Source organism: Williamsia herbipolensis (genome assembly GCF_000964005.1).
In the GTDB taxonomy this organism is placed as follows: domain Bacteria; phylum Actinomycetota; class Actinomycetes; order Mycobacteriales; family Mycobacteriaceae; genus Williamsia_A; species Williamsia_A herbipolensis.
Window position 1 is genome coordinate 80,985 of the sequence record NZ_JXYP01000022.1, and the last position, 12,318, is coordinate 93,302.

12 protein-coding genes are annotated in these 12,318 nt (G+C 70.3%); 5 read left to right on the top strand and 7 right to left on the bottom strand.

Annotated features, from left to right (window positions below):
• Window positions 1-17: 17 nt before the first annotated feature.
• Window positions 18-974 carry a 2,3,4,5-tetrahydropyridine-2,6-dicarboxylate N-succinyltransferase gene (gene dapD / locus TU34_RS13650; protein WP_082080280.1) on the top strand — a complete coding sequence of 319 codons (957 nt, stop codon included), beginning with the start codon at window positions 18-20 and terminating at the stop codon, window positions 972-974.
• Between the two features lie 90 nt (window positions 975-1,064).
• Here the strand turns inward: dapD and dapC are convergent, their stop codons facing one another.
• A complete protein-coding gene (gene dapC / locus TU34_RS13655) occupies window positions 1,065-2,183 on the bottom strand; it encodes a succinyldiaminopimelate transaminase (protein WP_045823432.1) in 1,119 nt (372 codons plus the stop codon).
• Complete coding sequence (gene fdxA / locus TU34_RS13660) at window positions 2,180-2,506, bottom strand: ferredoxin (protein ID WP_045823463.1); 327 nt, start codon at window positions 2,504-2,506, stop codon at window positions 2,180-2,182. Before fdxA ends, dapC begins: the two co-directional genes overlap by 4 nt.
• Before the next feature lie 190 nt (window positions 2,507-2,696).
• Here fdxA and TU34_RS13665 point away from each other — a divergent pair, with 190 nt between their 5' ends.
• The 4 genes from TU34_RS13665 to TU34_RS13680 all read left to right on the top strand — a co-directional run bounded on the left by TU34_RS13665 (window position 2,697) and on the right by TU34_RS13680 (window position 5,662).
• Window positions 2,697-3,911, top strand: a complete 1,215-nt coding sequence (locus tag TU34_RS13665; RefSeq protein ID WP_052688927.1) for a NupC/NupG family nucleoside CNT transporter — start codon at window positions 2,697-2,699, stop codon at window positions 3,909-3,911.
• Between the two features lie 117 nt (window positions 3,912-4,028).
• Window positions 4,029-4,601 (top strand): cysteine dioxygenase, encoded by a 573-nt coding sequence (locus TU34_RS13670; RefSeq protein ID WP_082080281.1) that lies wholly within the window; start codon window positions 4,029-4,031, stop codon window positions 4,599-4,601.
• A gap of 42 nt (window positions 4,602-4,643) precedes the next feature.
• Window positions 4,644-5,006, top strand: coding sequence for a rhodanese-like domain-containing protein (locus tag TU34_RS13675; protein WP_045823466.1), 363 nt, complete (start codon window positions 4,644-4,646; stop codon window positions 5,004-5,006).
• Complete coding sequence (locus TU34_RS13680) at window positions 5,003-5,662, top strand: hypothetical protein (RefSeq protein ID WP_045823433.1); 660 nt, start codon at window positions 5,003-5,005, stop codon at window positions 5,660-5,662. Before TU34_RS13675 ends, TU34_RS13680 begins: the two co-directional genes overlap by 4 nt.
• Before the next feature lie 82 nt (window positions 5,663-5,744).
• Here TU34_RS13680 and TU34_RS13685 read toward each other — a convergent pair whose 3' ends face one another.
• The 5 genes from TU34_RS13685 to TU34_RS13705 all read right to left on the bottom strand — a co-directional run.
• Entirely contained in the window at window positions 5,745-6,542 is a 798-nt protein-coding gene (locus TU34_RS13685) for a hypothetical protein (RefSeq protein WP_052688929.1), read from the bottom strand.
• Between the two features lie 16 nt (window positions 6,543-6,558).
• Window positions 6,559-9,180, bottom strand: coding sequence for a bifunctional FO biosynthesis protein CofGH (locus TU34_RS13690; protein ID WP_045823434.1), 2,622 nt, complete (start codon window positions 9,178-9,180; stop codon window positions 6,559-6,561).
• A gap of 31 nt (window positions 9,181-9,211) precedes the next feature.
• Window positions 9,212-9,571 carry a hypothetical protein gene (locus TU34_RS13695; RefSeq protein WP_045823468.1) on the bottom strand — a complete coding sequence of 120 codons (360 nt, stop codon included), beginning with the start codon at window positions 9,569-9,571 and terminating at the stop codon, window positions 9,212-9,214.
• A gap of 5 nt (window positions 9,572-9,576) precedes the next feature.
• On the bottom strand, window positions 9,577-10,476 hold the full coding sequence (gene mshB, locus TU34_RS13700) for an N-acetyl-1-D-myo-inositol-2-amino-2-deoxy-alpha-D-glucopyranoside deacetylase (RefSeq protein WP_045823435.1): 900 nt from the start codon (window positions 10,474-10,476) through the stop codon (window positions 9,577-9,579).
• The coding region (locus TU34_RS13705) for an ABC transporter family substrate-binding protein (protein WP_045823469.1) at window positions 10,473-12,318 on the bottom strand (1,846 nt) is incomplete at its 5' end. The genes mshB and TU34_RS13705, both read right to left, overlap by 4 nt.

The following is a 12,318-nucleotide window of genomic DNA, read 5'->3' on the forward strand; positions in this document are numbered from 1 at the left end:
CGGTAGGGTGTGCTCCCGTGACTGAAGCGACATCAGCAGCCGGAACCGGGATCGCCACCATCACCGACAGCGGTCAGGTGCTCGACACCTGGTTTCCCGCTCCGGAACTGGGCGCGGGCGGCGAGTCGGGGACCGTGCAGCACAGCGGTGACGACATCCCCGCCGACCTGCGTCCCCTCGTCGGCAGCGATGAGGCCCGCGGCGTGCGGACCGTCGCGGTGACGACCACGATCGCCGATCTGTCGCAGGCCCCGACCGACGCACACGATGTCTACCTGCGCCTGCACCTGCTGTCGCATCGCCTCGTGGCGCCCCACGGCCTCAACCTCGACGGCCAGTTCGGGCTGCTCGCCAACGTCGTGTGGACCAACCACGGACCGTGTGCCGTCGAGGGTTTCGAGCTGACGCGCGCACGGCTACGCGCCCGTGGGCCGGTCGCGGTGAACAGCATCGACAAGTTCCCGCGCATGGTCGACTACGTGGTGCCGTCGGGTGTGCGGATCGGCGACGCCGACCGCGTCCGTCTCGGTGCGCACCTCGCGAGCGGCACCACGGTGATGCACGAGGGATTCGTGAACTTCAACGCCGGCACGCTCGGCAATTCGATGGTCGAGGGCCGTATCTCGGCCGGCGTCGTCGTCGGTGACGGTTCGGATGTCGGTGGTGGCGCGTCGATCATGGGCACGCTGTCCGGTGGTGGCACACAGGTGATCTCGCTCGGCGAGCGTTGTCTGCTGGGCGCCAACTCGGGCTGCGGGATCTCCCTCGGCGACGACTGCGTCATCGAAGCGGGGCTCTACGTCACCGCGGGCACCAAGGTCACCGGCCCCGACGGCACCGCGGTGAAGGCACGCGACCTCTCGGGCACGAACAACCTGCTGTTCCGCCGCAACAGTGTCAGCGGCGCGGTCGAGGTCGTGCCGTGGAAGGGCGACGGCATCGCCCTCAACGCGGCCCTGCACGCGAACGACTGACCCGGGCCCTGGGAGCATCACCGATCCGATGCGATTGTTCTCGCTGAGCGGGAAGAACCGCATGGGATCGCGTGGTGGATCCTGCCGGTGTCAGTCGACGGTGAGGCGTGCGGCGGCAGCGGCGATGCGCTCGTCGGTCGCGGTCAGCGCCAGGCGCACGTGCTTCGTGCCGGCGGGGCCGTAGAACTCCCCCGGCGCGGCGAGGATGCCGCGCTCGGCCAGCCACGCGACCGTGTCACGGCAGGGTTCGTCGCGGGTGGCCCACAGGTACAGACCGGCCTCGGAGTGGTCGATCCGGAACCCGGCGTGGCGCACGGCGGTCGACAGCACGACGCGACGGTTGAGGTAGCGCTCGCGTTGCACGGCGACGTGGTCGTCGTCGCTGAGCGCCGCCAGCATCGCGGTCTGCACGGGGTACGGGACGATCAGTCCCGCGTGCTTGCGCACCGCGAGCAGCTCGGCGACGAGCGCGGGGTCGCCGGCGAAGAACCCGGCCCGGTAGCCGGCGAGGTTGGAGATCTTCGACAACGAGTGCACGGCGAGCAGGCCGGTGGTGTCGCCGTCGGAGACGCGCGGATCGAGGATCGACACCGCCTCGGCGTCCCACGCGAGACCGAGATAGCACTCGTCGGAGATGACGATCGCGCCCCGTTCGCGGGCCCAGGCGACGACCTTGCGCAGGTGGTCGACACCGAGAACCGCGCCGGTGGGGTTCGACGGCGAGTTGATGAAGACCGCACCGGGATTCGTCGGACCGAGGGCGAACAGCGAATCCGAGCGCACCGGACGGGCACCGGCGAGCAGGACCCCGACCTCGTAGGTCGGATAGGCGACCTCGGGGATCACGATGTCGTCGCCGGGGCCGAAGCCGAGGAGCGACACGACCGAGGCGATGGCCTCCTTGGTCCCGATGAGCGGCAGGATCGACGACGCGTCGACGTCGGCGATGCCGTACCGGCGGATCAGTGCGGCGGCCGCGGCGTCGCGCAGCGCGGTGGTACCCGAGGTGGTCGGGTAGCCGGGGAACCCGGCGCCGTCGTCGAGACCGCGGCGGATGACGTCGGCGATCTCGTCGACAGGTGTCCCGACCGACAGGTCGACGATGCCGTCGGGATGCACTGCCGCGGTGGCCTTGGCCTCGGTGAGGGTGTCCCACGGGAAGTCGGGCAGCGTCGCCGCCACCGACCGCCGCGCGGTCTTGTCGGTCACTCTTCGGTGTTCATGGGTGGCAGACCCTTGATGAACGACGGATCGTTCGAGGTCTTGCCGACCTTGCTGGCGCCGCCCGGCGACCCCAGATCGTCGAAGAAGTCGACGTTGGCCTTGACGTACGGCTCCCACTCGTCGGGGACGTCGTCCTCGTAGAAGATGGCCTCCACCGGGCAGACCGGTTCGCAGGCACCGCAGTCGACGCACTCGTCGGGCTGGATGTAGAGCATCCGGTCACCCTCGTAGATGCAATCCACCGGGCACTCCTCGACGCAGGCCCGATCCAGCAGGTCCACACACGGCTCGGCGATGATGTACGTCAACTCGGTCACTCCTTCACTCACGTGGTGCTCTCCGCACTCGCGTCGCGGCACCCGCCGCACGACACCTGAGCTCCAGTATCCCGCCTGACGGGCCCACGGTCACATCCGGGGCGACGGACCGGAAGGCAGCGCCGACACGATGCCCACGAGTTACTGAGCCCAACTAACCGCAAACGGTCAGAATGACCCCATGCACTACGTGATCGGGGTCGTCGGACTCCTCGTGTTCGGACTGCTCGCATGGCTGCCGAGCACGGACCGCTCCCAGGTGAAGCGCAAGCTCCGGCCCATCGCGGTCATGCTCCTCATCGAGGTCGCGCTGAGCCTGGCACTGCTGAAGACCGGTGCCGGCACCGACGTCATCCGCGGGATCGAGAGCGGCTTCGACCACCTGCTGGGGTACGCCGCCGAGGGCACGACGTTCGTGTTCGGCGACCTCACCGATGTCGACAAGAACCCCTCCACGTCACCGCCGTTCCTGCTCAGCGTGCTGATGCCGATCGTGTTCATCTCGGCGCTGATCGGAATCCTGCAATACACGAAGATCCTGCCGTTGGTGGTCACCGTCATCGGCACCGCGCTGTCGAAGGTGAACGGCATGGGAAAGCTGGAGTCGTTCAACGCGGTCGCCTCGGCCCTGCTCGGCCAGTCCGAGGTGTTCATCTCGGTCAAGAAACTGCTGCCGGTGCTCCCGGCGCACCGGATGTACACCCTTGCCGCGTCGGCGATGTCGACGGTGTCCGCGTCGATCCTGGGCGCCTACCTCCAGCTCATCGACGCGCGGTTCGTCATCACCGCGATCGTGCTGAACCTCTTCGGCGCGTTCATCGTGGTGTCGTTGATCAACCCCTACGACCCCGCGCCCGACTCCGATGTCGACGCGCTGGTCGCCGGCGGTGGACGCGACACGCGGCCCCGGCAGTCGTTCTTCGAGATGCTCGGCGAGTACATCCTCGACGGGTTCAAGGTCGCGTTCACCGTCGGCGCGATGCTGATCGGGTTCATCGCGCTGATCGCGATGCTCAACGGCATCTTCTCGGGCCTGTTCGGCGGCACCACGTTCCAGGACGTCCTCGGCTACGCGTTCTCGCCGTTGGCGTATCTGACCGGTATCCCGTGGGACGAATCGGTGGCGGCGGGGAAGTTCATGGCCACCAAGCTCGTGGCCAACGAGGTCGTGGCGATGCTGCAACTCACCTCCGGCGACGACGACCTCTCGGCGCGGACGATCGCGATCGTCTCCACGTTCCTCGTGTCGTTCGCGAACTTCTCCTCGATCGGCTCTACGGGGCGACGCTGGTCAGTTTCATCAGCGCCACCATCGTCGGCCTCGTCGTCTGAGTTGTCCGGTTCTTCTGAGCGGTCCGGTCGCATCGAGTCCGCCTTCGAATCAGCGGGCCTGTAACCCTCCCCCGATGGGCGGATCGGCGGGATGGTGCATGGGTGCTTCATCACCCCACCTCCCGACGCTGTCGCGGCTGAGAACACCTCGCCCCCGACCCGCGACCTGAGGAGAACCCCGATGACCACGACCATCTCCCCCTTCACCGCCTCCCCTCTCACCGCCCGCACGCTCCCCCGTCGGCCGGTGCCGACGAGGGTGCTGCCGACGCGACTGTGCCCGGCTGACCTGCTGCGACTGACCGACCAGACCGCCGCCGACATCCTCGACGGGAAACACGACACCGCGTTGCCGGACCAGTGGGACGACGTCGCTCGCTGGTCGACCCGGCTGCACTCCGACGACGACGTCGACATCTGGCTGATCAGCTGGACCGAGGGCACCTCCACCGAACTCCACGACCATGCCGGATCGCTCGGCGCGCTGACGGTGCTGTCGGGGTCGTTGACCGAGTCCCGCTGGACCGGGCGCGGTCTGCGCGATCGTGTGCTCGACGCGGGCGATCAGGCCTCGTTCCCCCTGGGCTGGGTGCATGATGTGATGCGCACACCGGGTACCGCACCCTCGGCCGACCCGACGTTGAGCGTGCACGCGTACTCGCCGCCGCTCAGCGCGATGAGCTACTACGAGGTCACCGCGGAACAGTCGCTGCGCCGGGTGCGCACCGAACTGACCGACGTGCCCGAGAAATGAGTGCTCACCCACGATGAGACGACACAGGACAGGTGTCACCCCGTGACGACCATCGACGACGTGCTCGCCGCGGCCCGCTCCCGCATCGACCGTCTGCCCGCCGAGCGGGTCGCCGACGAACTCGCCGCGGGCGCGATCCTCGTCGACATCCGACCCGCCGCGCAGCGCGCGGTCGAGGGCGAGTCCCCCGACGCGATCCTCATCGAGCGCAACGTGCTCGAGTGGCGCTGCGACCCGGCCAGCGACGCGCGCATCGACGCCGCGGTGGACCACGACGTGCGCTGGATCATCCTGTGCCAGCAGGGCTACACCTCGAGTCTCGCCGCAGCAGCCCTGCAGGAACTCGGGTTGCACCGTGCCACCGACGTCATCGGCGGTCACGAGGCGCTCGCCGCCCTGCGATGACGCCCACGGCGCCGCAATCGCTCGCGCAGGCGGCGACGTTGTCCTCGTCCGACCTCCTTGCGCTCCACCGCGATCTGTCCGCACCGACGATCGACGAGATCGTCGGCGAACACCCGAGCGCGTTCCCCCACGACACCGAAGCCGACGCACGGGACTTCTTCGTGCGGCGGGGCCGTGGGCTCTGGCTCGGCAAGGCCTACAGCGCCCCGTGTCACGACGCCGTCGACGGCATCGGCGAGGGCTACAACCTGTGGCGACACGGGGACACGGTGGTGCGCGCGGAACGGTTCTCGTGGCGGATCGAGCCGTCGGCGACCGACGGGCGTGATGCCCTGGTGATGCGGTACCGGGCGTTCGGATCCGTCTCGGGCGCACTCGATCTCGTCGACGAGGTACGCACACTCGTCCCGGGGTCGCTGTTCCTCGGGATCTATCACACCCGGATCGCACTACCGGGTTTCACCGGTGCGCAGCGCGGCCCCCGCAGCGGGCCCGCGGTCTTCCTCCTCGGCCCCGCCACCGAGCCCACCCGAGGCGTCGACGACGCGTCGGCGGAGACCGGACACCGGTCGCTCGCCCACGTCGCACTGGGCGCGCTCACCGCGCCGCCGCGCATCCGACCGTGGGTCGCACGGGCGACGAGACGGCTCGTCTGACCGTCGGCGGCCGCGACCGCGGGAGAACGCGAGTGCGGCGCCGACAGGCCTCGTCGGTCAGGGTGTCGCCGAGGCGATCGGATCAGACACGCACGGGCGCACGGAGGCTGGCCACCGCGGCCTCGGTCGCGCGTCGCAACGCCGACTGCTCCCCCACGTAGTCCGCGACCGCGCCGACGACGGGCAGTGCACTCAGCAGGCGCCACGGTTGCTTCGGCGACGGGCGGTGCGAGAGGACGTCGGTGATCGAACGCAGCAGGCCGACCACCGACCCGACCGACCTCACCAGACCCATCGGGGTCAGGTCACGGTGCGGATCGGCGGCGACCTGCACCGCCTTCTCGACGCGGGCCACCCCGCGGGCGTCGGCGCCGGTCGGCTTCTGCGACAACACGACCCGCGAGTCGATGATCCGGTCGCACAGCACCGCGATGAGCTGATCGGTCTGATCGAAACGGTCGTGCACGCCGTGCACCCGCTGGACCGCGCAGATGATGAAGGCCTGGTGGGCGAAGCCGAGCAGATCCTGGACGGGCAGACGGTCGGCGAGCACGCCGAAAACACCGGGATAGGCGACCAGTGCGGTGCTCAGGCGTCCCACCCGGCCGACCCACCACTCGGTGCGTTGCTCGACACTCCACTTCTCCCGCGTCCGCGTCCCCGGGACGCCCGACGAGTCGGTGAACCACTGTAGGGCGCGTGTCGCCGTACCCAGCAGGGAGTCGTCTCCCGGCCGCGGGTCGAACGTCATCTGCTTGATGCCGAAGGCATCCCAGTGCTCCACCGCGTCGAGCACCGGGTTGATCACGCCGGTCGCGGTGTAGAGCACCCGCGCGATGTCGTGGTCGGAGATCGACGGGTGCGGCGATGTGGGGGCCATGGGTCTCCTCGCGTGGTCAGGCCGCGGATTCGCGGCGCGCGTGCACGGTGGTCCGTTCGCGGGCGGGGCGCCCGATGTCGGTGGCGATCTTCCGGAGCTCGGCGACGGTCTTCTCCGACCCGTGCTGCGAACCGGCCATGCGCGAGATCGTCTCCTCCATCAGCGTGCCGCCCAGATCGTTCGCGCCGCCCTGCAGCATCACCTGGGTACCGGCGGTGCCGAGCTTGACCCAGCTCGTCTGGATGTTGTGGATCCGACCGTGCAGCATCACCCGCGCGAGCGCGTGCACCGCACGGTTGTCGCGGTGCGTGGGTCCCGGCCGGGATGCGCCCGCGAGGTACAGCGGCGAGCTCTGGTGCACGAACGGCAGCGGCACGAACTCGGTGAAACCGCCTGTGCGATCCTGGATCCCGCGGAGGATGTTGAGGTGACCCACCCAGTGCTTCGGGGCGTCGACATGGCCGTACATCATCGTCGAACTCGAGCGCAGACCCACCTCGTGGGCGGTGGTCACCACCTCGATCCACTCCGCGGTGGGCAGTTTGCCCTTGGTGAGGACCCAGCGGACCTCGTCGTCGAGGATCTCCGCGGCGGTGCCGGGGATGGTGTCGAGGCCGGCCTCACGCAGCGCCGTCAGCCACTCCCGGATGCTCTGGCCACCCCGGGAGGCGCCGTTGACGATCTCCATCGGCGAGAAGGCGTGCACGTGCATCGACGGCACGCGGGCCTTCACCGCGCGCACCAGGTCGGCGTACCCGGTGACGGGCAACTCGGGGTCGATGCCGCCCTGCATGCAGACCTCGGTCGCCCCGGCCACGTGGGCCTCCCAGGCGCGGTCGGCGACCTCCTCGGCCGCGAGTGTGTAGGCGTCGGCGTCCCCCTTGCGCTGGGCGAACGCACAGAACCGGCATCCGGTGTAGCAGATGTTGGTGAAGTTGATGTTGCGGTTCACGACGTAGGTCACGTCGTCGCCGTTGACCTCCTTGCGCAGCGAGTCGGCCAGTGCCACAAGCGCTTCGAGGCCATCGCCGTCGGCGGTGGCAAGCGCCAGGTAGTCCGCGTCGCTGCACGCCGCCGGGTCGGACTCGGCGTGGCGCAGCGCCGTGAGGACCTCGGAATCGAGGCGGGCGGGCGCACCCGCGGCGTCGGCCGACAGCGCGAGCACCTGCTCGCGCACGGTGTCCCAGTCACCGAAGGCGCTGCCGAGATCGCTGCGGGTCTCGGTGTTGCGTCCGTCGGTGTCGATGGCGGTGTGCAGATCGACCCGTCCACTCGACTGCCAGTCCTCGTCGGGCTCCTGCCACGGCCGGCCCACGGGGATCACGTCGGCGGCGAGGCCGGTCACCGGGTCGGCCAGCGCCTGCACGTGGCCGGTGATGCGCGGATCGATCCACGGTTGTTCCGCCAGCACGTACTGCGGTTGCGCCGCAACACGTTCGGTGAGGCGGTACCCCGCGGCCGCGGTGATCTCGGCGAGCGCGTCGAGGTTGGGCCACGGCCGTTCGGGGTTCACGTGGTCGGGGGTCAACGGCGACACGCCGCCCCAGTCGTCGACCCCGGCACCGATCAGCGCTGCGCACTCGGCGGCGGAGACGAGGTTCGGCGGGGCCTGGATGCGCATCGACGGACCGAGCAGGACGCGGGCGACGGCCACCGCGGCGACGAACTCGTCGATGTCGGCATCGGGTACCGACCGCATGGCGGTGTCGGACTTGGCCCGGAAGTTCTGGACGATCACCTCCTGGATGTGACCGAAGGCCTTGTGGGTCGACCGGATCTCGAGGATCGACTCGGCCCGCTCGAGGCGCGTCTCACCGATGCCGACGAGGATCCCGGTGGTGAACGGCACCGACAGACGTCCGGCGTCGACGAGCACCCGCTTGCGGACCTCGGGATCCTTGTCTGGGCTGCCGAAGTGGCACTCACCCTTGTCGGTGAACAGTCGCCGCGAGGTGGTCTCGAGCATCATGCCCATCGACGGTGCAACGGGCTTGAGTCGTGAGATCTCCTGCCAGCTCATCACCCCGGGATTGAGGTGGGGCAGGAGCCCGGTCTCCTCGAGAACGCGGATCGACGCCGCACGCACGTAGTCGAGCGTCGAATCGTAACCACGCTCGTCGAGCCACTGTGCCGCCTCCGGCCAGCGGTCCTCGGGACGGTCGCCGAGGGTGAACAGCGCTTCTTTGCAACCGAGTTCGGCGCCGCGACGCGCGATGTCGAGGACCTCGTCCATCTCCAGGAACGGGCCGTGCCCGTCGCGCGCGAGCTTGCCGGGCACGGTGACGAAGGTGCAGTAGTGGCAGCGGTCGCGACACAGTCGGGTGAGCGGGATGAACACCTTGCGCGAGTAGGTGACCTGACGTTCGCGCCCGGCGGCCACCAGACCGGCGTCGCGCACGCGGGCCGCCGAGGCACACAGATCGGCGAGATCCTCGCCGCGCGCGGCGAGGAGCACCGCGGCCTCGTCGGCGTTGACTGTCGCACCGTCGCGCACCCGACGCAGGGCGCGGCGCATGGCCGAGGCGGTCGGCGCCGGTTCGCTGGGCGTCACCGCGGACGCGGTGGCGTTCGGGAAGCTCGGAGCGGGCAGAGCGGTGGACTCTTGGTGTTCGGAAGTCACCTGACGATCATGCGCCATTCGCCGTCGACAGAGGCGGTCGAGGCCACCATCACCCTCGTCCCACGGGCAGTCGGCCACTCCAGGACAGCACGACGGGGACCCCGACACCCACCGCGACCAGCAACAACGTGCGCCAATCGCCGAACAGAAGCGCGTCGCCGCCGGGGCCGCCGAGGAGCCCAACCGCCACGGCCAGCAGCCATCCGGCCAGCGGCAGGTAGCGCAGCGATCCACTGTCGAGGCCCGACGCCAGCCAGATGAGCAGGCCGTTGACCGCACCGCCGATCACCGCGGTGATCGGCATCGGCACCGACCCGACGTAGGAGTTGACGAACGCCAGCGACAGCAGGCCGACGACGAACCCGTCCACCGCGAGCGCGCCGAGCAGCAGTCGGTCCCGGGTGTCCACGGCGCTCACACCTCTCGCGTCGACGGCCCGAACAGGTCGTTCTCGCGTCCGCCCGGCTCGGTCGGCTCGAGGTCGCCGTCCACGAGGATCAGATGCTCCTCGGCGAAGATCGGCTGCAGGATGTTGTTCGACAGGGCGTATTCGGTGCGCGACGGCGACACCGTGACCTGGGTGGCGTGTGCGGCGAGGGCGTCGACCTTGCGGTCGAGGACCGTGCTCACGTCGATGGCGGTGGTGATCTCGTCGTCGCGGTAGCGGGGCAGTTCGCCGTGCAGCGGCATCCGCCAGCCCTGGGGGACGCGGTCGACGGCCTCGTCGAGACCCTGCGCGAGTGCCGACGCCTCGGTCACCGACCAGTAGTGCTTGGCGACCGACCATCCGCGCTCGCGGGCCTCGGCGATCGCGGCTCCGCAGATCCGGTGGACCGTGAGGTGATCGGGGTGGCCGTAGGTCCCCGCGGGGTCGTAACCGACGACGACCTGCGGCCGCCGCTCCACGATGACGTCGGCCAGCGCCGAGACCGGTTCGGCGATCGGGGCACCGACGAAGGCCCGCGGGTGTGACGCCGAGGGCGCCCCGGCCATGCCGGAGTCGCGCCAGCGGCCGGCGCCACCGAGGAACAGCGGGGTGAGGGGTTCGGCACCGTCGGGGCTCAGTGCGGCGAGCGCGCGGGTGAGTTCGGCGATGCGGTAGCCGCCGAGCTGATCGGCGCCGCCGTCGGCGGCGAGCATCGCCCACTGCTCGCCGATGACCTCGCCCTCCTCACCGAGCGTGCAGGTCACCACGGTGACCTCGGCGCCCTCGTCGAGGTACCGGGCGATGATCCCGCCGGTCATGATCGACTCGTCGTCGGGGTGGGCGTGCACCACCAGCAGGCGCGCTCCGGCGCGGTTCACGGTGCTCATCGGTCCGCGAGCCGCCAGCCGCCGGTGGCGCCGAAGATGGCCGTCCCGACCGGGCCCTGCAGCGGCACATCTCGCACGCCGGGCCCGATCGCGGTCAGCATCGAGTCCTGGTAGACGGGCAGATAGACGTGCTGCTCGGCGATCACCGCAGCGGCGGTGCGCAGATCGGCGATGGGGTCGACCGATCCCATCGCCCGGGCGGCGAGACCGACCAGGGTCGGGTCGCACAACCCCGACACGTTGCTGGGGAACCGCACCTGATCGCTGTCGTTGCGCCCGCCGCCCTGATCGGCGGTCGAGGTCCCGGTGGTGGTGGTCGGCACCGACGACGGCGTCGCGCTGCCCGACGCCGGGGCGCCGCTCGAGGCGGTGCCCGACGCGGGTGCGGCGTCGGTCTGGTCGCATTCCACGGCCGAGGCCAACCGCGTCGCGGGCGTCACCGACGCGGTGCGCCAGCCGACGACGAGGTCCACGTCGCCACCGGTGAGGGCGGGACCGTAGAGCTCCGCCGACGTCAGTGCGCGCACATCGGTGGCGATGCCCGCCGCCCGGAGCTGGTCGGCGACGCTGTCGGCCGCGGCGCGGGTGCGCACGTCGCCGGCGACCACGCCGACGCGGACCGACAGCGTCGACCCGCCGCGCTGCAGCGGCACAACTCCGCTGGGCAGGGACGGTCCCGACGCGGCGTCGGTCGTCGAGGGTGCCGTGGTGGTGGTCGGGGTCGTCGTGGTGGGGGTGGTCGTTCCCGTCGTGGTGCCGCTGCCGGTGGGGGTCGTAGAGACCGCGGACGGCACAGGGAAGTACCCCGCCGACGACAGCAGCGACGAGATCGCCTCGGGAGACGGGCGTGTGGAATCGACGGGTACGTAGCCGGGGTCGGTGGGTACGAGGACCGCGCCCGCGAAGGGGGTCACGGTGGACTCCCCGGCACTGGCGTCGGTGAGCACCTGCGGGTCGATGATCCCCAGCACGGCCTGACGGACCGACGGCAGCGACATCGACGGGGTGCGCGTGTTCACCGTGACGCCCAGCGAACGGCCGACCGGGGTGCGCCCGGTGGCGACACCGGGGATCGCGGACAGGGTGCCCGCGAGCGCGGGTCCGCCGGCGAGGGCGACGACGCGGGTGTCGGTCGACCGGATCGACTCGGCGAGCTGGCTCGCGGTGCCGACGCGGTGCAGGACGATCTGATCGACCACGGCCGGTGTCCGCCAGAAGCGGTCGTTGCGTTGAAGACGGACCTCGTCGCGGCTCGTGTCGATGACGGTGATCGAGTAGCGCCCCGCCGACACCGGGAGACCGACGTCCATCCCGGTCTGGAACCCCTGGGGCACACCCCGCAACACGTGCGACGGCAGCATCGCCGAGAACAGTTCACGCCACGCCGGATACGGGGTGCGGAAGCGCACCACCGCCTCCTTGCCGCCGGCGCGCGAGGCGACGTCGTCGATGAGTCGGTACCCGGCGGGGGCGATGGTGCCGGGCTGACGGGACATCTGCTGCCACAGGTAGGAGAAGTCGTCGGCGGTGACCGGGAGGCCGTCGGACCACTGCGCGTCCTGCGCGATGCGGTAGGTCACGGTGAACGGCGACTGTGAGGTGACCTCGGCGCCGTCGAGGACGGCGGTGTCGAGCGCCCACGACACGCCGCCGGGTCCGGCGCTCGGGATGAAGGCGCTGGGCAGGGTCATCGCCGCGACCGCCGCGGTGACCGGGCTCTGATCAGCCGACAGGTGCGGGTTGAACCCCAAGCCGATGCTGTCGGTCGCGACCGAGATGGTCTGTCCCTGCGGCACGTCGGTGGCCGGGGGCGGGGTCTCGGACTGTTGGACCGGCGGGGGC

Excerpts from the sequence above, each read along its gene's own strand:
- TU34_RS13665 (WP_052688927.1), top strand. The coding sequence starts at position 2,697 with ATGCACTACGTGATCGGGGTCGTCGGACTCCTCGTGTTCGGACTGCTC.
- TU34_RS13670 (WP_082080281.1), top strand. The coding sequence starts at position 4,029 with ATGACCACGACCATCTCCCCCTTCACCGCCTCCCCTCTCACCGCCCGC.
- TU34_RS13680 (WP_045823433.1), top strand. The coding sequence starts at position 5,003 with ATGACGCCCACGGCGCCGCAATCGCTCGCGCAGGCGGCGACGTTGTCC.
- TU34_RS13685 (WP_052688929.1), bottom strand. The coding sequence starts at position 6,542 with ATGGCCCCCACATCGCCGCACCCGTCGATCTCCGACCACGACATCGCG.
- TU34_RS13690 (WP_045823434.1), bottom strand. The coding sequence starts at position 9,180 with ATGGCGCATGATCGTCAGGTGACTTCCGAACACCAAGAGTCCACCGCT.
- mshB (WP_045823435.1), bottom strand. The coding sequence starts at position 10,476 with ATGAGCACCGTGAACCGCGCCGGAGCGCGCCTGCTGGTGGTGCACGCC.